The following is a 26,256-nucleotide window of genomic DNA, read 5'->3' as shown; positions in this document are numbered from 1 at the left end:
AGTCACTCACAACAATTGAGTCAACTGATCAAGATCTGTTTGTGCAATCTGAGCAGTGAGTGAAATGCGTAAGCGCGAACTATGCTGCGGCACAGTGGGTGGACGTACAGGCATGATATAAAAACCTGCCGCTTGCAAAGCTTGAGCCTTAGCAACAGTTTTATTCGACTCGCCAATAATGACGGGCACAATATGTGATGTAGATGGACAATCAAAACCTTGGGATTGCACCGCTTGTTGCAAATTTTGACTGATTTGCTGTAAATGGTGACGCTCTGCTTTTAAATTTAAAACGTTCTTGAAAATAAAATCTGTCCACACCATACAGATCGGGGGCTGTGCAGTACTAAAAATCAACGGTCGCATCGAGTTAATCAAATAGTCACGAATAATCGAATGACAAATGAGATACCCCCCTATTGAAGCCAGTGCTTTACCAAATGTACCGACTAAAAGATCAATATCATCCATCACCTGATATTGCTCAGCACAGCCTAAACCACGCTCACCGCGCACACCGATTGCATGCGCCTCATCGACATACAACATCACTTTGGAAAATTGTTTTTTGATCCGTACCAATTCAGCCAAATCAGTTTCATCACCATCCATACTGAAAATCGATTCAGTCACCACAATGATCCGCTCAAAAGCCTCATCTTCATGGTATTTACATAAAAGCTGAAATAGATGCGCCAAATCATTATGGCGATAACGTACATATTTCGCACTCGATAATCGGATGCCATCAATCATACTGGCATGAATCAGCTTATCCGCCAATATCAAGGTTTTACTGTCTGCCAGTGCAGGTAAAATCCCGATATTCATGTGATAGCCGCTGTTAAATAACAGTGCTGATCGGCCATGAAAGGCATCACTTAATGTTGATTCAAGTTGCTCATATTCTGGAAAATTCCCCGTCAGCAACCGCGAAGAGGATGAACTCATCCAACGCTGTGCGTTCGGGGTTTCATCAAAAAATTGTTCACGTAGATGTTGGTTTGAAGCCAAACCTAAATAGTCATTTGACGCTAAATTCAACATGTTGTGATCGTGAATACTAATGTAACGATCGTGCTGATGATTTGAAGTGAACTGACGTAAGTTGCCTTGCTGTTTTAGTTGATCAAGTTGATCTGAAAAATGGTTGAGCAGATTCATGCTGGCTGCTCCATGTTTTTCACCACCTCAACCATTTGTTCTAGCAAAATTTTTAATTCATGCTCAGAAATAATATATGGCGGCATCACATAAACTAGCTTACCGAATGGACGAATCCAAATGCCACGACGGACAAACTCCTGTTGTAGCATTTTCATATCTACATTGAAGGTCAATTCCACCACACCAATAGCACCAAGTATTCGCACATCTTTGACATGTTCAAGCGATGAAAGTGCTAGTAAATGAAACTTCAATTGAGTTTCGATACGTCGAATATTGGCTTGCCAATCTTGAGAAAGCAGCAGTTCGGTACTTTTTACAGCCACAGCGCAAGCCAAAGGATTTGCCATAAAGGTTGGGCCATGCATAAACACGCCGGCTTCGCCTTGGCTAATCGTATTTGCGACTTTCTGCGTAGTCAGGGTTGCAGACAAGGTCATATAACCGCCTGTCAGCCCTTTACCAATACACATAATATCTGGCTCGACTGCAGCCCATTCCCAAGCAAAGAGTTTTCCTGTTCGCCCAAAGCCAGTCGCAATCTCATCAAAGATCAGCAAGATATTGTATTGCTTGCAGAGTAATTTAGCTTGACGCAAATATTCAGGATGATAGAAACGCATACCTCCTGCGCCTTGTACAATCGGCTCAAGAATCAATCCCGCAATATTTTCATGCTGTTCAATCAGAGTCTTTTCTAGTTCAGCAATATCCGCTGAATTCCACGCTTGGTCAAAGCCAATTTGCGGCGCAGGAACAAAAATTCGATTTGGCAAACTTGGGCCAAAAATTTGATGCATCCCTGTCACGGGATCACACACAGACATCGCATTCCAAGTGTCGCCATGATAGCCAGAACGTGGAGTGACAAAATTGGTTTTATTCGGTTGATGCAAAGACGCCCAATACTGCACTGCCATTTTCAAGGCTACTTCGACAGCAACCGAACCTGAATCGGCAAAGAAGATTTTATCTAAACTGGGCGGGGTGATTTTTAACAGTAATTTAGCCAGTTGAATCGCGGGATCATGTGTCAATCCACCAAACATGATATGAGACATCTGTTGCAGTTGATCGGTCACAGCTTGATTTAGCTCAGGATGGTTATAACCATGAATCGCACACCACCATGAAGACATACCATCAATCAATTGACGACCATCTTCAAGCTCAATCATCACCCCTTGCGCACGTTTCACTTTAAACGTTGGAAGGGGCTGAGTCATCGATGTATAGGGATGCCAAATATGCTGCTGATCAAATTGTAGATCGGTTAAATTGGCCATCCCTCACTCCATGTATCAGGCTAAAACATCAATGTGGCAAGATGTTAAACCCACGGCAAGGAAAAATAAATTGCCATAAAGCCCAGCTATTCAGAGATTTGTTCTATTTTCTTTAAATATTGGCAGATTTTGCAACTTATGACTTCAGATTCAAACAATGGAAAGCCATGTGAGCCAGAAACCAATTCTGTCTCAAAAAACTTTACAGCTAAATTACGCAATAATCGTTCAACTTTGTAACTAACCAAATAATCTTGTTTAGCAAAAATATGGTATTGATGACCAGTGTAATTTTTCAAGATACTGACATTATTAAGCTCCTCCAAACAGTTCAATCCTGCTCGAAGCACATCTAAATTTTGCGCTTGAATCAAACTTTGCAAGGTGATGAAATCTTGCTTGCTGCTATCAGTGCCCTGACAAACCATATAACCAAACTTTTTTAGGGTCGAAATTGCATCCTGCTCGAAAGATTGTTTGAAGCTTTGAAAACTGACTTGATCCATCGCAGCAGGCCACTGTTCATCAGCCACAAAACTTGGATTTGAACCTAATGTGATCAGCACTTTCTGTTGTTGATATTTTTTTTGAATTTCATCTACCAAAATCGTCGCCAATTGACCGCCAAGAGACCAGCCAATAATCACATCAAATTGCTTCGCCAATTTAACTTTCTGTTCGAGCACTTCTAGATTTAAGGCATCAAAAATATTCCATAATTCGACCTGATAACCTTGTGCGATCAATGCCTGCTGTAAAGGAGCAAGTAATTTACGACCGCCGCCCCAGCCAGTAATAAGTAAAATCTGTTGTTTCAATGCAAACCCTAAAATTAAACGATTCCAAATAGTATAAAAGTTCAGAGCATGTTTGATAGTGGCATTTCAGCACATCAACCGATTTGCCAAAAGACATTCGAAATCGACTTCAATAAATATAAAATCAGCTAGCCTACAGCGCTTTAAAATTTGCTAAGATCGGATAAAGAACGATATAAACTGATGCTCTATGAAAGTTTCTTCATTGCTAAAAATCTGTTTAATGACATGTGCTTTAATAGCAACTACCCAAATCACAGTTGCCGAAACATCAATACTCAGCACCAGTCAAAACAAACAAAAACAATGGGTAGGCACACCCGCACCCAACTTTAAATTGCAAGATCAAAATGGAAAATGGCACGAACTGAAGCAATATCAAGGGAAATGGCTCGTTCTGTACTTTTATCCCAAAGACAACTCACCCGGTTGTACAGAAGAAGCCAATCAATTTAAAACCCTATATCCACAATTTTTAAAAAGTAATGCGGTTGTTTTGGGCGCAAGCTTAGATGATGTTGCATCACATCAAAAGTTCTCTAAAGCACTCGGACTTCCCTTTCCAATTCTTGCCGACCAACAGCACATGCTGGCGACTCAGCTAGGTATTGTACGAAACTTAGGGATTTTGAAAGTTGCTAAACGTGAAACCTTTCTCATTGATCCGAAAGGCATTATTGTTTATCACTATACCAGTGTGAATACACAGACACATGCGGCGCAGGTCTTGGCAGATATCAAAAAACTACAACAATAGTTTTCATGGCCCAATAAAAAACCCAGCTTCTGCTGAGTTTTTTGGATATTTTTTAAATTACATTTGAGACTGAATATAGTTTGGGAGACCAATAAGTTCGATCAAACGCATTTGCTTTTCAAGCCAGTAAGTATGATCTTCTTCAGTATCTGACATTTGCTGACGGAGCATATCACGGGTCACATAGTCACCCTTTTCTTCACACAATTTTACGCCTTGAGCAAGTTTCTCACGAACATGATATTCAAGCGCCAAATCCGCTTTTAAACAAGTCACAACGTCTGTACCGACTTCAATATCATCACGATTCATATTCGGCGTTCCTTCAAGGAACAATACGCGACGAATCAATGCATCTGCATGTGAGCCTTCTTCTTGGCTTTCATGATCGATACGTTCAAAGATTTTGCTCAGGCCCCAATCTTCATACATACGGGAATGAATTAAGTATTGATCACGAGCAGCCAGTTCGCCACCGATCAGCATATTTAAGTAGTCTACGACTTCTGGATTGCCACGCATTTTCTTCACTCCATACCCTTTTCAAATATTATGGACAAGTTTCAAAATGAATGCAAAATATAATTTTTGTAAGTTTATGATTTATATAAAATTTAAATGATAAACATACGCATTTGCAGTTCAATTCCGCGCATTTTTCACATATAAAAGAAGCCCTTGCAGAAAATTTAAGGCATTTAGAACACGAAATAATCAAAAATCGCTGGATGCTGTTTTTTGTAACAATTAACAATGCGTCTTGTTTAGCAAAAATATCTCCAGATTGATTCAACACACTGAGCTTATCGCTATGGGAAACTTTATATTGATGCCCTATGCATTGCTGTCAAAGACAAGGCGAAAATCTCCAACGAAGACAGACTTAAGCTGAAGTCCAACGTGCATTCTTCCACGCTTGCTGTTGCCTTAAATCTAGAAAAGTCCAAGCGACAAAACGGCTTTCTTTTTGTCCCTGCGTCATTTTAATGGTTTTCACATCCACTGCACCGCTCTTCGCTAAGGCCTTTAAAAGCACTGGCAATGTTGTTTTCTTGGAAACTAGTGTACTAAACCAAAGGCATTGCTCTGCAAACTGAATGCTCTCTTGCACCATTTGGCAGACAAATCGTTCTTCGCCGCCATCACACCAGAGTTCGTTTTTTTGACCTCCAAAGTTTAACACCACCTTGGTACGATCAACCAGCTTGCCCAGTTTTCTTAATTTTTGCGTTGCTGTCGCGTTGGCTTCATCTTGCGAGGCATGAAATGGCGGATTACACATGGTCAAATCAAAACGATCTGAAGGTTTGATCACACCATTGAAAATATTGCTCGCTTTTTTCTGCAATCGAATCTGAATACCTTTACGCAGATTCGGATTGGCCTCCACAATAAATTGAGCACTTTTAACCGATGCAGCATGTATGTCTGAGCCTACAAATTTCCAGCCATAGCTCCGATGACCAATAATCGGATAAATACAGTTCGCGCCAACCCCAATATCTAAAACTTGAACAGCGTGTCCAGTTGGAATCTGAGCTTTATTGTTGGCACTCAACAAGTCAGCCAAATAATGAATATAGTCAGCTCTGCCTGGAATAGGCGGGCAAAGAAAATCTTTGGGAATATCCCAATATTGAATGCCATAAAAATGCTTGAGCAATGCTTTATTGAGCATTTTCACAGCGTGAGGATCAGAAAAATCTACCGATAAATCATTATATTTATTTGGGCTGACAAAGGGTCCAAGTTCCGGACAGCTCTGTATTAACTGAGGAAAATCGTAACGACTGCGATGCAGATTTCGTGCATGTAATTCCGATTTTTGCTGCGGAAAAGATTTCTTTACTTGCGCCATGTGTATGCCAATATTTAACGGGAGAACAGAATCATCTGATAAGGCAGGATCTATACCTGCAAATAAATCGATATTGTACGTGAATTTAACTGACAATGACGCCCCAATCCTTTTATTTGCCTATCTGCAAAATCCATAACCACTTGGAAGCCTATTCTTATTTTATCTGGACATTTTTGTTTGCTATAGCATTCAATCTCATTAAACAAAACTGTGAAAAATTGCTCAAAATTTAAGCATGGAACGGAAAGAATCTCGTAAAAAGCCCAATCACACATGATTGGGCTTTTTACATCAAGATAAAATCTTGTAATTTAAAGATAAATAAAAAGATGTTATTCCCAAGTAGAAATGTCCTACCTAATAACCAAATAGAAATGTCCTGTTTTTAACTACAAGAGTCAAGCACAGGATTTAAATTTCTTTGTTCAATAACAACTTTCTGAGCTTTACGACTCGGCATACTTTTCTTGAGACGGGAACGTTTATTCTGTTTCTCCAATTCCTCATGTTGCTGCTGGATATGGGCCAGGACCGAACCTAATCTTTTATTCTCAACCACATCATTCTGCTGTAGTCCAGCCAGTTTATTGAAGACGCTATAGTTGATCTTCCGTCCTTCATGCATGATTGCCACAGTACCATCCGGGTACTCCAGAAATGAAATGTATTGCCCAACAAGCTTATGATTCAGCTCTGTCGGTTCAAGCATATAAATACACTTGTCATAGGTCAGGGTCAGATTCTTGGTGACCTTACGCGGTTCCTGCCAGGTAAAAATATCATCCAGTTCAAGATCAGATTCGCTTAATGGCCGATGCAGGTTCTTTGAGTTTCGCGCACATTTGGCGAACTTCTGATTGAACTGCTCAATAAAGCAGGGTAACCATATATTGGCCTCTGCAATCGAACCGATGCCTTCCAGGCGCATCTCCTTGATCAGACGGTCCTGAAGGGTTCTGTTGGCACGTTCCACACGACCTTTGGCTTGGGGTGAGTTGGCAAAGATAATATCGATGTTCAAATTATTCAGAATCCGCCCAAATTGCGTAATCTGGCTGTCTTGCCTGGATTTCTGATTAACTCTGAATACCGAATGCTTGTCGCTATAAAAGGCTAGAGGTTTGCCGTATTGTTCAATGTAGGCTCGGGTTGAAAGCATGTAGTCAAAGGTCGTTTCAGCCTCACAAAAGCGCAGATGCAACAGCTTTCCAGTAGCATCATCGATATAAACCAACAAGCAGCATTTTGCAGCTCGACCTTCAAACCAGTCATGATATGAGCCATCAATTTGGATCAGTTCACCGAAGCAATCCCGGTTATAACGTGGCTGATATGGACGCTTCAGGCGCTTGGATCGCGGAATCCACAGGTCATTGGCCGTCATCCAGCGCCGAAGCGTTTCTACCGGGATATTCAGGTCAAACATGCTGCTGAGCTTCTCATGCGCCAAGGTGGGTCCAAAGCCCAGCAAATGTTCAGCAATAATGGAAAGGCACTTTGATTTTAACAAGTCATCATGGCGACGATGGCCAGGTTGACCACGACTGGCATGTGCCATACCTGAGACACCATCTTGATTGAGCTTCTGCAATAACCGGGTAATTTGACGGGTGGAAAGATTTAGGATTTCAGCAGCACGGACCTGGGTAATACGATGATCTCGAACGTCTTGCAGAACTGCAAGCCGTTGAATTTCTTTGTCAGACATAGTGATCAGCATCTATATTTATATCCAGTCCATGGTGATAAAAACCATCATAAACTAGACATTTTTATTGGTGAGAATATAGACACTTTAAATGGGTTCTAACAAAAGAATTTCGTATAACGTGTATTATGTTAATTTTAGATAATATTAACAATGTGGGAAATATGAATGAAAATAATTGAAGGTATTGAGTAATGCAAGATATTGGCGATCTATATCCAAATGGTGAAGTTGAAAAGAAAGTAATTCAAAACTTTGCTAATACTCTAGGTGTAGAATTCCCACCTGAATATATTAAACTTATTTCACAACATGATGGATTTTATCCCCAAATTAGTAGCTTTGATTTTGTTGATACTAATGGAGAGCTAAATATTTCTTGTATTGCTGAATTTGGTGGATATATACATACGCCTCGAATAGAAGGTATGCAGTTCCCTGAAGGTGACGATGACTATAGTGGCAAGTTAATTGGATTTGGTATGACGCCTGGAGGCGACTTTATTTGCTTTGATTACAGATTTCCATGGATAAAAGATCAACCTAAAATTGTCTTAGTCCTACATGATGATTTCTATGATTATGGTGTAAATGAGGATAAGAGAAAAGTTCTTTATTTAGCTGATAGATTTGAATATTTTATAAATTCATTACATGAATATATTGAATATTAAAAGGTTTCAAAAGACTATTTTTTATTTAAAATGATGGCTGTTATAGAAAATGAAGAAGCCTAGACCGAAGATCTAGGCTTTAAATTTAAAAAATATATAAAAATTAAGTCTATAGTATCAATTTTTTCAACTTCGCATCACGTGTATTATGCTAATTTTAGAGAAAATCAAGAATCAGTTGGAATAATCAATGACATTAAAAGCGTTATATATAGAACTTTGTTATGGAGAATATTCTTACTCAGAAAGGAGAAAAAAATTAATTGAATATATTGATAACAATGAAAATATTCCTGCTGAATTACTTGAACTATATCCTAATTATGAACCACTATTACTCAGTGTAATACAGATAAAAGATTCTGAATTTTCATCCAATTGTTTAGAAGCCGAAATATTGGCAGCTAAATTCTTTTTAGGTGTTTTAGCTGACTATAAAAATGGTAATTTAAGCCCTCTTAAGCTATGTAAAATTTTTAGTAATTTAGAAAAAGGGTTCCTTGATGCACCAAGAGGACTTGAAAATAACATAGCTTACTATCCCGAATGGATAGGTGACCTCTATGACGCTTGTGACTGGTGCGATGAAACATGGACAATCGAAAATTCACCTCATTTAATAGATGCTATACAGCATCAGATTAATGTCATTCATGGGTGGCTTTTGAAGCCTATTTAACATCATAGAGGTTATACGAAATAAAAAACCAAGACCTAAGATCTAGGCTTTAAATTAAAGCGCACAAGTTAGATATGACTCTTTGTCCATTTTTCTGTGAGATTTTGCATCCATACTCATAAGAATATACATCTATCCAACATTCATCCCATATTCACACTTTTTAAGATCATAAAAAAGTACTTTTACAGCATTCACATGTATTCTCTGCTGAATTTAGTGCGCATTAAACCCAATCATCAACATATATTTTTTCAAATCAATCAAAGACAAAACTAAATATTCTCAATATGATAAAAAAATGCGTCAATTAAAGTTGAAGAATATGAATAGCAAGACAACAAAACAGATACTCGTCACAGGCGCGACAGGCTATATTGCCAGTTGGGTCATTAAAAACTTACTTGAATTAGGGCACACGGTACATGCCACAGTTCGTGATCTGAATAAAACATCAGGATTTGCACATCTCGAAAAAATTGCAGCTGATACAACTGGCACTTTAAAACTGTTCCAAGCCAATTTATTAGATGAGGGTGCATTTGATTCAGCCATGCAAGGTTGTGACATTGTGATCCACATGGCATCCCCTTTTGTAGTGACCAACTATAAAGACGCAATAAAAGACATTATTGAGCCGGCTATTTTAGGCACTGAAAATGTACTCAACAGTGTCAATAAAACAGAATCTGTACAACGTGTTGTCGTGACTTCAAGCATCGCATCAACCTATGGTGATGCCATTGATATTCTACAGACCGAGCATAATGAATTTGATGAATCGCATTGGAATACCTCCAGTTCAGAAACTCATCAGCCTTATCCATATTCAAAAGTGATGGCTGAGCGCAAAGCATGGGATATGCAAAAAGCACAACAACGCTGGGATTTGGTTTGTGTAAATCCAGCCTTAGTGATGGGCCCTTCATTAACAGCATCGACTCAGTCTGGCAGTGTTGAGGTTTTACAGCAGTTTGCCAACGGTATGACTTTGGCGGGTGTTCCACCAATGTGGAATGGAATTGTCGATGTCCGTGATGTCGCCGATGCGCACGTACAAGCAGCATTAAACCCTAAAGCATCAGGTCGTTATATCATTAGCGGTGGTACTTTAAGTTTATTAGAAATGGGGAAAATATTACGCTCGCATTTTGGTAATAAATTTCCTTTTCCACGCAATACCTTACCGAAGTTTGCCTTTAAAGCATTTGGCCCTCTTGCAGGTTTCCCACGTAAGTTTGTTGAACTGAATATGGGTTACCCAATTTACTTTAATGCTGAAAAAAGTAAAACAGAATTAGGCATTGAGTACCGAGATATTCAACAAAGTGTGGTTGAACATTTCCAACAATTACTCGATGACGGTGTGGTTAAGCAATATATTCCGTAAATAATTCATCAGCAAAAAAGCCACCTTGAATAGGTGGCTGTTTATATTAAAAAAACTAATCTAACTTAGAAATCAAAAGTCACACCTACTTTATAGGTACGTGGGCCACCCACTAAGGCATAACCTGAGTTAAATGTACCTTCCCAATATTTTTCATCAGTCACGTTATCAATATTAGCTAAGAACGTTGTGTTCACACCACCTAATTGAGTTTTATAGTGCGCACCAAGATCTAAAATTGTGTAGTCTGGGAGTTTAAGTGCATTGGTTTCATTTAAGTACTGTTCACTCACGTAGTTTGCACGCGCATTGACATTCAAACCATCCACATACGGTACTGCATAATCTAAACCAAGCGTTGCGGTAAAGTCAGGAATACCATACACCGTATTGCCTTGATTAGTTACACCATTTTTCACCGCTGCTTTGGTATATTCAGCATCGATATAAGCCAAACTACCCATCAGATTTAGACCTGTATAAATCTCTCCTGAAAATGCCCATTCCACGCCACGTGAACGTGTTTCTGCATCATCTGTGGTAATTTGATTGATTGTACTATTGGGTTGACCATCAGAATATGAAGATACCATGGTCGATGGTTTTTCAATTTGATAAAGGGCAAATGTATTCAACCAAGAACCTGTTTGATATTTTGCACCCAATTCATATTGTTTGGTTTGGAATGGCGCAAAGGTGACATTATTGTTGGCATCTGCAACGTTATTCACCGTTACCCCTTCAGAAAGTCCCTCTACATAGTTTGCATAAATAGAAAGATTCTCACCAAAAGGTTTAACCACGACACCTAAGCTTGGCGAAATTTTATCATCTTGATAGCCAGTCTTTCTTTGTAAATTCTTGGTATCGATATCCTGATAGCGTGCACCAACAATCAGCTGCAATTTATCATTTAACATCGAAATCTGATCAGACACCGTATAGCTGGTATATTTATTATCTAAATTCGGTTTAACCATTGGGTACGCTGAAGGCATACCGATAGTGGTGTTAGGATCATACAAATTAGTTGAATCAATTTTCTCTTGTGTTGCCGCAACATGCTGATCTGTTTCTTTGGTCAAATAATCAGCTCGAACATTTACAGCATGTTTTACAGCACCCGTATTAAACTTATATTGAATACCTGTATTTGCTGATGTAATCGACTCTGACGACCCTGTACGATAGTACTGTGATGTAGCATGACCATCTGCTTGACCGACGACAAGACGCGTACCAAAAATATGCCCACTATACGCCTTGTCAATATGTCCTACACCTGCATAAACATTTAAGTCAGGTGTAAATGCATATTCACCACTTAAACCTACAAACTCACTATCAGTATGGCCTTCCAAATTTTTAAAATAATTGGTATCGCCTTTAGGTGCAGCAAGCACACCATTATAGGTACGGCCATGTGCATCTTTGACACCAAATGCCACCATCGCAGGCGAACCGCCATTACGGTCATCACGTACAGCATAGGCATCAAAATTCAGTTTCAATTTATCTGTTGTATAATCAGCAGCAATTGCACCTGAAGCATGTTTATCATCCATGCCTTCTATGATGTGCTCACCTTGACCATAAGCACCATTCACACGTAAGCCAAACTCTTTTTCAGCACCAAAGCGACGTGAAACCTCAAAGCCTGATTGATAAAAGCCACCATCTTCCATTGACGCTGAAACTTGGGTCTTCTGCTGATCTGCACGCTTAGTTTTGGCAATGACAACACCACCCACTCCACCTGCTGGTGACATCCCAGCAACTAAAGCATTTGGGCCTTTCAATACAGTAACCGAATCTAAAAATTCAGTTGGTACACGCCCATAAGGTGCCATACCATATATACCATTCAATGCAATATCATCATGATTGACATCAAAGCCACGAATATTAAAGTTTTCGTTTAAATGGCCTTGGTTTGTTGTGATACGAACACTCGCATCATTTCTCAGCACTTCCCCCACGGTTGTCGCTTGATGTTCTTCAATTAACTTTTCACTATATGCAGCAACGCTAAATGGCGTATCAACAATTTTTTTATTTCCCAAAGCACCAAGGTCTGTATTGGCTTTCAACTTACCATTTGCAAGTTGCTTTTCTGCAGGTACCTCAACCTCAATTGTCTCAAGTACCGTTGTATCCGCTGCAAGCGCAGATGTTGCCCCTCCAACACCGAGCACCACCATAGTTATAGAACGTACTAAGTGTGTTTTTGCAAAATTATTCATCATTTCAAGATTAGTTTTATTTGAATAAGAATCATTATTATATTTAGAATAATTCTTAACTGCATTATGAATCCCGATGATTTAAATTTTTTTATGAGAAATACAAATATTCATTTTTTATAAATTGTAGATAACACAAATATAAATATTTGTTTTTAATTTATTTTATAAAAAATAAAAACACAAACTGTGTATGTTCAATTAAAGCTCTTAGGCAAACAGATGATTAATTAATATACAATAGTTTGAATTTTTACATGCTTAATTGCCACATGAATAGATAAATCCTTTTACATCCAACGATTATTTAAAAGTAAACAACGCTTTTGCGTTAGTGCCTTTTAGCCAAATTTAAATCTCCTTTTTTAAATTTTTAACAAAAAAAAGCGACTCAAAAGAGCCGCTTTTTTCTAACCGAAGTTAAACTCAAATTATTGAGCTTGACCAGGTTGAGCCACTACAGTACGGCTACCAGAAATCGTAGCGAATACGCGACGGTTCATAGCACGGCCTTCTTTAGTGTTGTTGTCAGCGATTGGTTGATCCCACGCGAAACCTTGAGTAGATAAACGAGCTGGGTCAACGTTGTATTCGTTAACAAGCGAAGATTTAACAGAGTTAGCACGAGCTAGTGATAAACGTTCGTTTAGAGCACGTGGACCAGTGTTATCTGTGTGACCTTCGATGTTAGCTGTAGCATTAGGGTATTCACCTAATTTTTCAGCAACTTTAGCGATTTCAGGTTTGTATTGATCTTTGATGTTAGATTTGTTTGTATCAAAGAACACACGAAGTTCCATGTTAAGATCTTCAGTCAACTCTTGAGGAGCTGGAGCAACTGGAGCAACTGGAGCAACTGGAGCAACTTCAACTACAGGAGCAGCAGGTTTCAAGTGACCGCCAAGAACTACGTTAAGACCAGCTAAAGCTGTGTAGTTCCAGAAATCTTCATCGATGTTGTAAGTAGCACGAGCTTCAGTACGTAGAGATAAAGCATCGTTTAAGCGCCAGAAAGCACCTAAACCAGCATTACCCAAAGTACCTTCTTCAGTAGTACCACGAGCTTGTGCAGATGGAGCTAAACCACGAGCAGCAGCTTCGTCAAATTTGTATTTGTAGTGACCAGCACCCAACAATACATATGGCTTAACTTTGCTGTCATAGTTTTTAGTGATCAAATCAGAAGTAGCATAGAAGTTACCGTTGATTTGAGTTTGTTTGTATTCGCCGAAATCAACGTCTACATCACCTTTAACTTGGTTATATTCAGCTTCGAAACCTAACCATGGAGTTAATTCAACACCAAGTGCTGCACCAACAAACAAGTCATCTTGTAGCTCAGGACTTTCAGTTAAGTTACCACGGCTGTTGTTGTGTTGAGAATCTTGGAAAGTGTAACCAAGCATTAATGGAGTAACAGTTACGCCTGCGTTTGCAGCTGCTAAAGGAGCAGCTACGAGCATTGCTAATGCAATACGACTCATTTTCATGGATTTATCCTCCAGAGATAACAATTGTTGTTCAAGCTCAAGCCGAAAAATTGGCTATCCTGAGATAGGCTTTCTTATACCCCAGTTTTTTTTTAAGCTATTTACGCTGAATCATACAAACACTTTATTCTTTTTCCAAGTGCTTGATTAATCTAATCAAGTAAATTATTGACAAAATTACTTACAATTTCCGTTGTAATTCGGTAAATTTTTACTCAATTTTGAGCAGTGAATCGCCTATTGTCACTTGCTATTTTCATTTTAACAGCTTTATCTAAAATTGAGTAATAAAATTCTATACTCAAAATTAATATCGCCATTAAAAACACATATAACATTAGACATATAAAAATAATATTAAATTTTGGATTAAATCAATGCTTTACAATAAAGAAACCGGCTTTACGTTATTTGAACTTTTGGTCTCAATTGCGATTATGGTCATTATCGTGACGATAGCTTTACCACATTTCAACAATTTAATGGCGCAGCGAGAAGCGAATAACATCAAATCGACTATTCAAAATCACAATGCATTCGCACGAGCTCAGGCCACTATTTATCATTCCAATATTGTGATTTGTCCTAGTCTTGACTTTAAACTTTGCCAACCTAACAACTGGAACAGTGGTCTGATTATATTTATTGACAGTAATAAAAACCGCCAAGTCGACGCAAATGAAAAAATATTACTACAAGACAAACTTAACTTAAAATATGGGGACCTCTCTTGGCGTGGGACTTTACACATTCCGAGCCTAACCTTTCAGGCCAGCTCCGGTTTACCCAATGGTTCAAATGGTAGTTTCTACTACTGTTCGAAATCAACGCTTCAACCGATCCGAGCAGTCTTAAGTCGAATGGGACATTTACGATTTGAAAACCCAACCAGTTGCTAATTTGAGAACCGGTGAGTCCAAAGCAGCCTTTTAAATTTGCTTTATTCCTGTTCAATTTTACTTATACTGCTGACGTATTCAAAAATTAATGTATAAGAAAATGGAGATATGTAATGACTGATATCGTCATCGTGAATGGTGCCCGTACAGCAATGGGTGGTTTTCAAGGGAGTTTAGCCGCTGTCACTGCACCTGAATTAGGCGCAGTCACAATTAAAGCAGCCATCGAACGCGCGGGTTTACAACCAACAGATGTTGAAGAAGTCATTATGGGCTGTGTGCTTCCGGCTGGTCTGAAACAAGGTCCTGCCCGTCAAGCGATGCGTAAAGCTGGTCTTCCAGATTCAACTGGTGCCGTAACCATCAATAAGCTGTGTGGTTCAGGTATGAAGGCCGTGATGCAAGCGGCAGATATGATTAAGGCAGGTTCGGCTCAAGTCGTGGTTGCAGGTGGTATGGAGTCAATGACCAATGCACCGTATGTATTGACCAAAGCACGAGCTGGCTACCGTATGGGCCATGGTGATGTTAAAGATCATATGTTCTTAGATGGCCTAGAAGATGCAGAAACGGGCCGACTCATGGGTTCTTTTGCACAAGACATGGCGAACACTAAAGGCTATACACGCGAACAAATGGATGACTTTGCCATCCGCTCACTTAAACGTGCGCAAACTGCAATTACTGAGGGTTATTTTGCTGACGAAATCGTGCCTGTCACTGTTTCGAGTCGTAAAGGCGATGTGATTATCGATAAAGACGAACAACCTTTTAACGCTAACATCGAAAAAATTCCAACGCTGCGCCCTGCTTTTGCTAAAGATGGAACGATTACCGCTGCCAATGCAAGTTCTATTTCTGATGGTGCGTCTGCTTTAGTTTTAACTTCAGCAGATCAAGCTTCAGCAAAAGGTTTAAATCCGCTCGCAAAAATTGTGGCTTATGCATCAAATTCTCAGCATCCATCCGAGTTTACCATTGCACCTGTAGGCGCAATTCAAAAAGTTCTAGATAAATCGGGTTGGAATGTTGCTGATGTGGATTTATGGGAAATCAATGAAGCCTTTGCCATGGTAACGATGTGCCCAATTGATGAATTTAAATTAGATGCTGAAAAAGTAAATATCAATGGTGGTGCTTGTGCGCTTGGACATCCTGTTGGTTCTACCGGTTCACGCATTATCTTAACGCTGATCCATGCATTAAAACGTACAGGTGGTAAGCGCGGTATTGCAGCGCTGTGTATTGGTGGTGGTGAAGCAACTGCTGTGGCGATTGAATTGCTTTAATGCTCTGTAGACTCCCTTCGCAAAGGGCGATTTAGAGGGAATATTCTTTAATCCTCCCCTAACCCCTCCTTTAATAAAGGAGGGAGACTGAAAATCCCTCTGTGAGAGGGATTTTTTATGCTTACATTTTAGACATAAATTGTTCACATACAGGTCAGCAAAGGCTCTTAAAATAAATGTCAACATAATAAAAAATGGATGACCATTATGCAGCTCAATCACTACTTGAATTTTCAAGGCAATACCGAAGCAGCCTTTAATTTTTATCGCTCTGTACTTGGTGGAGAATTCCTCAATGTGATGCGTTATGGTGATATGCCTGCTGAGGATGGCATTTCACTATCCGATACAGAACTGCAAAAGATTATGCATATTTCCCTGTCGATCAATGAATTTACCGTGCTGATGGCCTCAGATGTCAACGAACAATTCTGTGCGCAATCCAATCAACCCTTTACCTTAGGCAGCAATCACTATATTTCGATTAATTTAGACAGCAGTGAACAAGCTGAAGCCAAACGACTGTTTGATGCATTGTCCAAAGGAGGCTCTATAGAAATGCCTCTCGAAAAGACCTTTTGGGGTGCGCTGTATGGCGCATTTACCGATCAGTTCGGCATTAAATGGATGATCAATTGCCAGCTTGAAAACGAATAATCACTCATTAAAAGTATTTCGATCAATAAAAAAGCCTCCAAAAGGAGGCTTTTTTAGTCAATCAAGGTACTTAAGCGCCTGTTTGATAACGCGCTTGCGGCACAGCAGTTGAAGCTTGGTATGGATTGGTAAAATCACCTAAGCCAGCAGCAGCTTCAGCAATATCTTTACCTTCTTTCACCACAAAAGTATCGAAACCTGAACGCTTCATGTAGTTCAACACGTCTTTGAATACATCACCTGTCGCACGTAGTTCTCCTTGGAAACCTTGGCGACGTAACAATGCAGCAAATGAATAGCCACGACCATCATTAAAACCGGCAAATTCGATGAAAATGGCATCTAACTGGTCAAGCGGGAATTCATTGGTTTCAGGTGAAGCATCCACCGTTACGAAAAGTGCTTTTTTACCAGACACATTCGCAAGTTGATCTAACTGCTCAACTGTTAAAACCACGTCACCTTGTGGTAACACACCATCTTCACCAATGACTTGGTAAGTATTGTCTGCAATCGAGCCATCTTTAGAGAGGACTTGTAGTGCTGTATTAAGCATATGCACGCTCCTTAAATGGTTGGATGCCAACACGGCGGTAAGTATCAATAAACTCTTCGCCTTCTGCACGAAGGTCTAGATAAGTATTTAAGATCTCTTCGATGATGTCAGGTACAACATCAGCTGCAAATGATGGGCCTAAGATGTCACCAATTGATGCATCATGGTCGGCATTACCACCCAAAGTGATTTGATAGAACTCAGCACCCTTTTTGTCTACACCTAAAATACCGATGTTACCGACATGGTGGTGACCACACGCATTCATACAGCCAGAGATGTTCAGATCCAATTTACCCAAATTGTAAATAGTGTCTAAGTCATCAAAACGACGTGTAATGGCTTCAGAAATTGGAATCGATTTCGCGTTCGCCAATGAACAGAAATCACCACCAGGGCAGCAAATGATGTCGGTTAAGAAACCGATATGCGCACGTGCAAGATTGTGTTGATCAAGGATCTTCCATAGATCAAACAAATCTTTTTGCGGTACATCTACAAGCGCAATATTTTGCTCATGTGTGGTACGGAACTCACCAAAGGTATATTTATCAGCCAAGTCAGCAATTAGGTTCATTTCTTCAACGGTCATATCGCCCGGTGCAATACCCGCACGTTTCAAAGAAATCGTAACGATGCGATAACCTTTGACTTTATGTGCATTGGTATTGATGTTGAACCATTGTTTAAATTTCGGCTCTGCGGCAAATTGCTCTGCGAAGTCTTCATCCGCATAATCTTGGTAATCAAATGGTGTGAAGTTCTCATCCATTTTCGCCAAGGTATCAGCATCAATTTTTAATGTTTGGATGGTATGTGCAAATTCAGCTTCCACTTTCTCTGCAAATACTTCTGGTGTTAATGCTTTCACCAAAATTTTGATACGCGCTTTATATTTGTTATCACGACGACCGTGTAAGTTGTATACACGAAGTACCGCTTCTAAATAAGCAATCAAATCTTCACGTGGCAAGAAGTCACGAATAAAGCTACCAATCACTGGAGTACGGCCTAAACCACCACCCACTTTGATTTTATAGCCAATCTCGCCTGCTTCATTTTTCACGATATACACACCGATATCATGGAAAGACGTTGCCGCACGATCAGTTTCTTCCAGTGCTGAAACTGCAATCTTGAACTTACGTGGCAAGAAAGCGAATTCTGGGTGGAAAGTTGACCATTGACGAATCAATTCACACGTTGGGCGTGGGTCAGCAATTTCACCTGCAACCACACCTGCATATTGGTCAGTTGTGGTGTTACGAATACAGTTACCCGAAGTTTGAATCGCATGCATTTGAACAGATGCGAGCTCTTGTAACATATCAGGCACATTTTCTAGTGCAGGCCAGTTAAACTGAATGTTTTGACGAGTAGATACGTGCGCATAACCACGGTCATAGTCCTGAGCCAATGACGCAATTTTACGTAATTGTTTAGAATTCATCAGGCCATAAGGTACTGCAATACGTAGCATCGGTGCATAACGTTGTACATAAAGGCCGTTTTGAAGACGCAGTGGACGGTATTCATCTTCCGTCAATTTACCTGCTAAATAACGTTCCGTTTGATCACGGAACTGTGCAACACGTTCATTAACCAGTTGCTGGTCAAAATCAGTATATAAATACATGGCGTACAGCTAGTAATTTCTATTATAACAATGCACAGCATAACGAGATTTTATCTATCAAGAAAATGCGTTTTTTACATATTTAATAGCGATTTTATTGATAAGACTGTCGCAATTTCACTGATATAGCGGATTTCGGTCCTTTACTTTTTATTTATTAATATATTGAATTATTTTTCTATTACTTAGCATAAATTTACATAAAGAATTTCAGCCAATAAAAAGCCCGATAAATCGGGCTTTTTATTTAGCGATGTAAAATCACTTATTTTTTATCTGGTAAAGCATACGCAACAAGGTAATCACCAAGTTTTGTACCAAATGAACCATGACCACCAGCCATGATCACAACATATTGTTTACCATTTGCTTCATAAGTCATTGGAGTCGCTTGACCACCTGCTGGTAGACGACCTTCCCACAAAGTATCACCATTCGTTACATTGATTGCACGGATATAGTTATCTTGTGTTGCGCCTACAAACATGACATTACCAGCAGTCGAGATTGATCCACCAAGACCCGGTACACCAATTTTCACAGCAGGTAATTGGAACAATTTCGGTAAACTGTCACGAATTGTACCTATACGTTTTTTCCAGACTACTTCATGTGTATTTAAATCTACACCTGCAGTAAAGCCCCATGAAGGTTGTTTACAAGGTAAGCCAAGTGGTGACAAGAATGCTTTGATTTCCACACCATAAGGTACGCCATACATCGGTTGCACGCCTTGTTCAGTACCCGCACCTTTCGCAGTTTGCTCACGGTTTGGATCTGTAGGTATCAACTTAGTGACAAATGGCAAGCCAATTGGGTTCATCACAGCAACTTGACGGTCTTGGTTCACCGACATACCACCCCATTCGAATACCCCAAGGTTACCTGGGAATACCAATGTGCCATTTTCAGAAGGTGGTGTATAAATACCGTCGTAGTTTAATGATTTGAAATACACACGACACATCAACTGGTCAAACATAGTGGCACCCCACATTTGTTTATCAGTCAATTTATCTTTTGGTGCTAAATCAAAATCAGAGAACGGTTGAGTTGCAGAATAATGCTCACCTTTAGTTTGTGGACCACGTTTTACAGTTTGTGGAACTGCTTTTTCGGTGATTGGCACAATCGCTTTACCGGTACGACGGTCAAGGACGAATGCATTACCTGTTTTGGTTAAGACATAGATCGCAGGAACAGTATTACCTGATTTATCTTTGATATCTGCCAATGAAGGTTGTGATGGTACATCCATATCCCACAAATCATGATGTGTGGTTTGGAAATTCCAAATTAATTTACCTGTTGATGCATTTAATGCCAACATTGAGTTTGCATAGCGTTCATCTAATGGCGTACGGTGACCACCAAAAATGTCTGGTGTGCCTACACCTGTTGGCACATAAACGATGTCAAGTTTTTCGTCATATGCTAAAGGTGCCCATGCATTCGGTGAGGCTACAGAGTATTTTTGACCTTCGCCTGGCATGGCATTTGGATCTTCCGCCCCTGTATCAAAGATCCACAATAATTCACCAGTATTAACATCATAACCACGGATGACACCAGATGGCTCTTTAGTCGAGAAGTTATCAGTTGTTGAACCGCCAATCACAATGGTTGTGCCAGTAACCACTGGAGGTGAAGTTGGGATATAACCGCCCGGATACGGATAAGGCATATCTTTTTGTAGATCGACTTCGCCATTATGACCAAAATCACTACATGCTTTACCTGTGTCAGCATTGACTGCAACCAATCGACCATCATTTACAGGCAAGATCACTTTGCGCGGACATTCAGTTGAAGTCGAGCGTTTGTTCTTTAAGCTTTTTGCAAACTGAGTGGTATTTGCTGCGTCAAAATAAGACACACCACGACATGTTAAATGTTGATAGGTATTGTCCGCTTTAAGTTTAGGATCGAATGCCCATTTTTGTTTACCTGTCGCAGGATCAAGTGCAATTAAACGTTGGTGAGTTGTACACATAAACATGTCATTGCCGACTTTAATCGGAGTGACTTGGTTTGTGGTTTCACCTGAGTCATTTTCTGTTGGTAACTCACCTGTACGGAAAGTCCACGCTACTTCTAAATCTTTAACGTTGTCGCTATTGATTTGGGTGAGTGGAGAATAACGTACACCACCTTGTGTACGACCATAGGCAGGCCAATCTTCAGGAGCAATACCCTCAATCGCTTTGGCTGTTTGAGGTTGTGCATTTTTAATTTCACCGTGAATTTCTTGCGGATCATTAAAAATTGAATAGATCATCACAATAATCGCAATCACCAGTGTGCCTGATAATGTAATTTTCGCAGTTTTGCCATTTTCCATACCGCGTGTCACGGCAGGAATCAGTAACCAAAGGCCCAATAAGCCTAAAATATCAAAACGCGGTGCAAGTGCCCAAAAGTCAGAACCTGCCTCCCAAAGTCCCCAAATCACTGTACCCAGCATCAACGCTGCATAAATGTATAAAGAACTGTTTTGAATTTTTCTTAAGTATATTGCTGAAGCCAGCATTAACAGGCCGGCGATAATGTAGTACCAAGAACCGCCAAGGACTGCCAGCCAGATACCACCAATCAATAGAACCAAGGCGAAAATTGCCATCACAACGACGGTAAATGTTCGCATCCCAGTCCCAGTAGATGGGTTGCTCATGTTGACCACCTCTATTGTCGAATGTTGTATTTAGTGCGTGAAATACATTCAACGCACCACCGTTTTTATGTCGCAAAGAGAAGTTGTTACAAAAACAATTCAAGGGGGAAATATCGTAATTTTTCTCAGAATTACCGAATTGCTTTTATAAGAACCCTAATCGGACATCAATTAAAATGCTGTTTGAAATTTGATACCGCCGACCCACGCATTCTCACCATTTTTGTAAGCACCGACGTGACGGATATATTGAATATTTGGACGAATAGTCAGCCAGTTTGCCGCATGAATACCGTAGTAAATTTCTGCGTCATACTCTTCACTTTGTAGACCACGTGCATCATTGGCAATATTGGCGTCATTCACATCATCATTAATGCTGATACGACCTAAGCCAATCGCGATTTCATCTTGAGGACGTGCATCGAATGCGCCTTTGTATACCAAGCCAATGTTTTGCATATCACTCACATTGTTGGTGTCTGAGTCATGCACAGTGACATTCACAAAACCACTTAAGCCACGTGAGGTATCGTCTTTATGTACTGTCAGTTGTTGTTTCGCCACAATCCAACCACCTTGATGGTGATCTTTTTCATTTATTGGGCTATCAATGACATCGGCATCAGCGGTACTGTAGTAGTAACCTGCACGGTATTCACCCGGAAGCTTTTGTGTCCCTACTTTTGGCGTCCACACCACTTCAGCAGGAATAATCGCACCTTTAGAACCATCGGTACTCAAGTTCCAACCTTTACCACGTTTTAGATTTTCAGGGTTGTATTCATAAACCCCGACTTGTGCGTAGAGTTCAGGCTGAATGTTATATTTCACGCGAGCAGCCCATTGGCTGACTGGCCAGTTGTACCATTGGTCACCGACCCAGTTACCCACTTGTGAACCACAAAGTGCTAAGTTTTGAAAGTCACAGTCAAAGCTGTTGAAATCTTCACCTTCACCAAAACGACCGACTTTAATATCTAATTTTTGGTCTAAGAATTTTTTCTTGATCCAAAAATCAGTCAAACGCCAAGTTTGACCACGACCCCACACTTCTTGTGTTGCACTTAAATGACCATTTAATGCATCTGAAGTTTGAGACAATGAACGACCATTACGTTCAGTGATATTGATTTGTGCTTCGGTATCTTTCCAACCCGCAATTTTTTCTAAATCGAGATGTGCCCCGATCGCGAATTGGTCCGCATATTCAGTGCCATGACTTGAAGCATGCTTTGCATCTAACAAAGTAGCTAATTCGCCACCATAACTAAAACTAAAATCGTAACCTTTCTGTTGAAGCGCTGTTCGTTGACCGTTCCAATCACCGAACATCCATGGGCTTTCAGAACTGAAAGCATCTGCAGTAGTTGCCGCTTGGGTTGCTGAACCCGCAAGCATTATTCCGAGGCTAAGATATAAAGATCCAAGTTTACTCACAGCTATTTTCATTTGGAGACCTATATACCAATTATGTTAATAGTTCATATAATACTCTCACATTTGTATAATTTATTTATTTTTTTGTTAACAACCCTCAATATTTACATGGATGTTTATCTAATTAAGAGATTTTAAAGGTTTTATTGTTTAACTTATCACCTTTTTTATACCATTCATAACCAATTATCCGCACCTAAAGTTTTACCCACATGGGTATAAATCAATGCTGATCTAGAAAATTTAATCGGACATGCCAGTTGAGTTTGTGTCATTGTGTCGCCTTCTTGTAGCGGAACTTCAACACACCAATGCCGCTCTTGGGCCAATTGTGAATTTAGAGCTTCGTCCAAACTTAAAACTGGTTCCACACAGACATCTTGAGAGGCAAAAATCTTTTTCCACTCAGCCCATGTTTTGGTTAGTATTTTTCGGGCAATTGCATGCTTAATTTCAGTCTGGTCTTGCGGATCAAATGACATGCCTTGCGTTGCTAAAGCGGGTAAATCTAGAATTTGCGCCAATCCATGTAAAAACTGTGGCTCCAAACCACCTATAGACAGATAACGACCATCTTGAGTTCGATAATAGTCATAGAAACTGCCGCCATTCAGATGCGCCGTCTCTGCCGCGGTTACCGCATTGGCAGCCAATACTCCTGCTGCAGCCATATTGTTCAATGCTACGGCACAATCGGTCATGGAAATATCAATATATTGCCCTAAGCCGCTACGGTAACGCTCAATCACCGCAGCTAAGATGCCAGTAATTGCATGCATTGACCCGCCTGCGACATCGGCGATTTGAATCCCCATCGGTGGCGGGCCACTATCTTGGCGTCCGCTATGACCTGAAATGCCCGATAAAGCCAAGTAATTGATGTCATGCCCTGCGCGGTCTTTGTAATGTCCGGTTTGACCATAACCCGTAATCGAGCAATAAATAAGTCGCGGATTGATTTCGGCCAAATCTGCATAATCCAAACCCAAGCGTTGCATGACACCTGGACGAAATTGTTCTACCACAATATCAAAATCTGAAATTTTGGCTTTGATCAATTCAATGCTTTTCGGGTCTTTTAAATCCAATGCGATGGATTGTTTATTGCGATTTAAATAACTATGCGCGGTGGCTTGCCCATTGGCATAAGGTGGCATCAAACGAACCAGATCGGGACGCGTCGGTGACTCAATATGCACAACTTCCGCACCCATATCAGCCAAATACAAGGTCGCAAATGGTCCTGGGAGTAATGTCGAAAAGTCGAGTACTTTCAATCCTTTTAAAGCAGCTTCCATGGATATTTTTCTCTAATTGTGTAGATTTTTTATCCATGGTAGAAATATAAAATGATTAAAACAATGTCATGTTCAGCCATTTACCTTGATAGTTTCGGCAATTTACCATGTAAAAATGGCAAAACCGCTGTTGTAAATTGCCATGATTTCTTTTTTTAGCGTCATTTAGGTCAAACATTTGTGAACATTAAAGAGACTGAAGGATTAAACATGAGTCGTGATACGATCAGTATCCATTTCGTCAACGCAGCCTTAACTGGTGTGAAACGTCTCGGCATGGATGTCGAAACTTTATTGTCTCATGTTGGCATTGAGGCTGAACTTCTACGCCAACCCAAAGCCCGTATTTCACCTGAACAATACACACGTTTTATTAAAATGTTGTGGATGGTGACCCAAGACGAACATGTCGGTTTTGATATTCAACCGCGCCGCTTGGGTACTTTTGCCATTATGTGCCAATTGATTATTCATGCAAAAACCCTTGGTGATGCACTTGAATTGTCTTCGCAGTTCTACAAACTGTTTGGTGATGAATGGTCAGTGACACTAGAACGTGATAAACACGAAGCACGTTTAGTTCCTCAAATTCCAAAATCTATGGACCCAGACCATTTCATTACAGAAAGTATGCTGATGATTTGGCATGGTCTCGCTTCTTGGTTGATTGAACGTCGTCTGCCTTTAGAGCGTGTTCACTTCGGTTATGAACGTCCTGAACATGCTGACGAATATGATGCCTTGTTTTTTGCACCTGTAATGCAGTTTGATACACCACGAACTGAAATTACATTTGCAGCGGATTATTTAGATTTACCCATTCGTCAAAACGAAGAAACGCTTGAAGAATTCTTAAAAGCGGCTCCTGCACAGTTATTGGTTAAATTTAAAAATACCAATTCATTAACATCTCGTATCCGTGATGTGCTGAAGAGTCAAATTGGCGAAGAAATGCCAACCTTGAACGATGTTGCTTCAATGCTGTATCTATCGCCACAAACACTTCGTCGTCGTTTAGCCGCTGAAGGTAAGAGCTACCAAGGTGTGAAAGATGCCTTACGTCGAGATGCTGCAATTCACTTATTGCTTAATCCAGACTTAACGCTTGAAGATGTTGCACAGCAAGTCGGCTTTAGTGAAACCAGTACTTTCCACCGTGCATTTAAAAAGTGGACCGGTGTAACACCAGGCCTATACCGCCAATTACATGGTTATCACTAAGCATCATTCAAAACTAGCATTCTCTAAAACCTGATCTCGATCAGGTTTTTTATTTCGGAAAATCTGCGCGTTGTTTTTGACAAAGCAATGGATCGACAGGCGTAATCACTCGTTTGCCATCCTGTATCCGATACATTTCTGCCTTGGTCACATGATCATTTCGATCATACTCACAGGCTAAACCGCCCGTCCCTTCATCTGAAGGATGAATGCCATAGATCATATAAATATAAAAACCGATCATGCATACAAAACCTAAGCAGCCTGCAAAAACAAGCCAAGCCAGACCTTTCAACACTCGCTTCACATTTTTATGCATAAGTAGATCTTCAATTTCAACTAAATCGATAGCAACTGATCTTAGCCGATCCTCGCTTTCAATATGCAGGTTTATTTTGACCTTATTTAGCAGCAAGCGTTGACCAAAAATATCAAACGACTCGCCCGTTCTCATCATTGCACTGGCTTGATTAATCCGTACACTCAAAAAACCAATAAAAATTTATAGATCATAGG

22 protein-coding genes are annotated in these 26,256 nt (G+C 40.1%); 8 read left to right on the top strand and 14 right to left on the bottom strand.

Annotated features, from left to right (window positions below; translation table 11 throughout):
* Positions 1-6 precede the first annotated feature (6 nt).
* From FTU06_RS12385 to FTU06_RS12375, 3 genes are all read right to left on the bottom strand, one after another.
* Complete coding sequence (locus tag FTU06_RS12385) at positions 7-1,164, bottom strand: 8-amino-7-oxononanoate synthase (RefSeq protein WP_180026717.1); 1,158 nt, start codon at positions 1,162-1,164, stop codon at positions 7-9.
* A complete protein-coding gene (gene bioA, locus FTU06_RS12380) occupies positions 1,161-2,453 on the bottom strand; it encodes an adenosylmethionine--8-amino-7-oxononanoate transaminase (RefSeq protein WP_180026716.1) in 1,293 nt (430 codons plus the stop codon). Before bioA ends, FTU06_RS12385 begins: the two co-directional genes overlap by 4 nt.
* Positions 2,454-2,539: 86 nt before the next feature.
* The gene (locus FTU06_RS12375; RefSeq protein WP_180146905.1) at positions 2,540-3,271 is read right to left on the bottom strand and encodes a YqiA/YcfP family alpha/beta fold hydrolase; all 732 of its coding nucleotides are present in this window, start codon (positions 3,269-3,271) and stop codon (positions 2,540-2,542) included.
* 190 nt (positions 3,272-3,461) lie between these two features.
* Between FTU06_RS12375 and FTU06_RS12370 the strand changes: the two genes are divergently transcribed.
* Positions 3,462-4,028 (top strand): peroxiredoxin, encoded by a 567-nt coding sequence (locus FTU06_RS12370; RefSeq protein WP_180146902.1) that lies wholly within the window; start codon positions 3,462-3,464, stop codon positions 4,026-4,028.
* A 57-nt stretch (positions 4,029-4,085) separates the two neighbouring features.
* Here the strand turns inward: FTU06_RS12370 and bfr are convergent, their stop codons facing one another.
* From bfr to FTU06_RS12355, 3 genes are all read right to left on the bottom strand, one after another.
* Complete coding sequence (gene bfr / locus FTU06_RS12365; RefSeq protein WP_067762676.1) at positions 4,086-4,550, bottom strand: bacterioferritin; 465 nt, start codon at positions 4,548-4,550, stop codon at positions 4,086-4,088.
* Between the two features lie 361 nt (positions 4,551-4,911).
* Positions 4,912-5,886, bottom strand: a complete 975-nt coding sequence (gene rlmF / locus FTU06_RS12360; RefSeq protein ID WP_180146952.1) for a 23S rRNA (adenine(1618)-N(6))-methyltransferase RlmF — start codon at positions 5,884-5,886, stop codon at positions 4,912-4,914.
* 388 nt (positions 5,887-6,274) lie between these two features.
* Positions 6,275-7,609 (bottom strand): ISNCY family transposase, encoded by a 1,335-nt coding sequence (locus FTU06_RS12355; protein WP_180089363.1) that lies wholly within the window; start codon positions 7,607-7,609, stop codon positions 6,275-6,277.
* A 182-nt stretch (positions 7,610-7,791) separates the two neighbouring features.
* Here FTU06_RS12355 and FTU06_RS12350 point away from each other — a divergent pair, with 182 nt between their 5' ends.
* The 3 genes from FTU06_RS12350 (at position 7,792) to FTU06_RS12340 (ending at position 10,340) form a co-directional block, all read left to right on the top strand.
* Positions 7,792-8,271 carry an SMI1/KNR4 family protein gene (locus FTU06_RS12350; protein WP_168379535.1) on the top strand — a complete coding sequence of 160 codons (480 nt, stop codon included), beginning with the start codon at positions 7,792-7,794 and terminating at the stop codon, positions 8,269-8,271.
* A 190-nt stretch (positions 8,272-8,461) separates the two neighbouring features.
* A complete protein-coding gene (locus FTU06_RS12345; protein WP_180146899.1) occupies positions 8,462-8,950 on the top strand; it encodes a hypothetical protein in 489 nt (162 codons plus the stop codon).
* Between the two features lie 301 nt (positions 8,951-9,251).
* Positions 9,252-10,340 (top strand): aldehyde reductase, encoded by a 1,089-nt coding sequence (locus FTU06_RS12340; RefSeq protein ID WP_257221013.1) that lies wholly within the window; start codon positions 9,252-9,254, stop codon positions 10,338-10,340.
* 65 nt (positions 10,341-10,405) lie between these two features.
* Here FTU06_RS12340 and FTU06_RS12335 read toward each other — a convergent pair whose 3' ends face one another.
* Together FTU06_RS12335 and omp38 are read right to left on the bottom strand one after the other, a co-directional pair.
* The gene (locus FTU06_RS12335; protein ID WP_180146896.1) at positions 10,406-12,583 is read right to left on the bottom strand and encodes a TonB-dependent siderophore receptor; all 2,178 of its coding nucleotides are present in this window, start codon (positions 12,581-12,583) and stop codon (positions 10,406-10,408) included.
* A 431-nt stretch (positions 12,584-13,014) separates the two neighbouring features.
* A complete protein-coding gene (gene omp38, locus FTU06_RS12330; RefSeq protein WP_180005113.1) occupies positions 13,015-14,073 on the bottom strand; it encodes an outer membrane protein Omp38 in 1,059 nt (352 codons plus the stop codon).
* 377 nt (positions 14,074-14,450) lie between these two features.
* Between omp38 and FTU06_RS12325 the strand changes: the two genes are divergently transcribed.
* The 3 genes from FTU06_RS12325 to FTU06_RS12315 all read left to right on the top strand — a co-directional run bounded on the left by FTU06_RS12325 (position 14,451) and on the right by FTU06_RS12315 (position 16,918).
* Positions 14,451-14,972 (top strand): GspH/FimT family pseudopilin, encoded by a 522-nt coding sequence (locus tag FTU06_RS12325; protein ID WP_180005114.1) that lies wholly within the window; start codon positions 14,451-14,453, stop codon positions 14,970-14,972.
* 113 nt (positions 14,973-15,085) lie between these two features.
* Positions 15,086-16,261, top strand: coding sequence for a thiolase family protein (locus tag FTU06_RS12320; RefSeq protein ID WP_180011606.1), 1,176 nt, complete (start codon positions 15,086-15,088; stop codon positions 16,259-16,261).
* 207 nt (positions 16,262-16,468) lie between these two features.
* Positions 16,469-16,918, top strand: coding sequence for a VOC family protein (locus tag FTU06_RS12315; protein ID WP_180041629.1), 450 nt, complete (start codon positions 16,469-16,471; stop codon positions 16,916-16,918).
* 70 nt (positions 16,919-16,988) lie between these two features.
* Here the strand turns inward: FTU06_RS12315 and FTU06_RS12310 are convergent, their stop codons facing one another.
* From FTU06_RS12310 to FTU06_RS12290, 5 genes are all read right to left on the bottom strand, one after another.
* Positions 16,989-17,474 carry a DUF934 domain-containing protein gene (locus FTU06_RS12310; RefSeq protein WP_180022843.1) on the bottom strand — a complete coding sequence of 162 codons (486 nt, stop codon included), beginning with the start codon at positions 17,472-17,474 and terminating at the stop codon, positions 16,989-16,991.
* Positions 17,467-19,110, bottom strand: a complete 1,644-nt coding sequence (locus FTU06_RS12305; protein ID WP_180055243.1) for a nitrite/sulfite reductase — start codon at positions 19,108-19,110, stop codon at positions 17,467-17,469. Before FTU06_RS12305 ends, FTU06_RS12310 begins: the two co-directional genes overlap by 8 nt.
* 265 nt (positions 19,111-19,375) lie before the next feature.
* The gene (locus FTU06_RS12300) at positions 19,376-21,781 is read right to left on the bottom strand and encodes a glucose/quinate/shikimate family membrane-bound PQQ-dependent dehydrogenase (protein ID WP_180107878.1); all 2,406 of its coding nucleotides are present in this window, start codon (positions 21,779-21,781) and stop codon (positions 19,376-19,378) included.
* 171 nt (positions 21,782-21,952) lie between these two features.
* On the bottom strand, positions 21,953-23,182 hold the full coding sequence (locus tag FTU06_RS12295; RefSeq protein ID WP_257234428.1) for a carbohydrate porin: 1,230 nt from the start codon (positions 23,180-23,182) through the stop codon (positions 21,953-21,955).
* A 215-nt stretch (positions 23,183-23,397) separates the two neighbouring features.
* Positions 23,398-24,519 (bottom strand): CaiB/BaiF CoA-transferase family protein, encoded by a 1,122-nt coding sequence (locus FTU06_RS12290; RefSeq protein WP_180055237.1) that lies wholly within the window; start codon positions 24,517-24,519, stop codon positions 23,398-23,400.
* Between the two features lie 210 nt (positions 24,520-24,729).
* On the opposite strand from FTU06_RS12290, the gene FTU06_RS12285 reads away from it, so the two are divergent.
* Entirely contained in the window at positions 24,730-25,740 is a 1,011-nt protein-coding gene (locus FTU06_RS12285; protein ID WP_078190094.1) for an AraC family transcriptional regulator, read from the top strand.
* 49 nt (positions 25,741-25,789) lie between these two features.
* Here FTU06_RS12285 and FTU06_RS12280 read toward each other — a convergent pair whose 3' ends face one another.
* Entirely contained in the window at positions 25,790-26,059 is a 270-nt protein-coding gene (locus FTU06_RS12280; protein WP_168379566.1) for a hypothetical protein, read from the bottom strand.
* Positions 26,060-26,256: the final 197 nt, after the last annotated feature.

Origin of the sequence: Acinetobacter sp. YH12052 (assembly GCF_013419835.1) — a bacterium.
GTDB lineage: Bacteria > Pseudomonadota > Gammaproteobacteria > Pseudomonadales > Moraxellaceae > Acinetobacter > Acinetobacter amyesii.
Note: the sequence above shows the minus strand (reverse complement) of the source record. Positions and strands in the feature narration are given on the sequence as shown.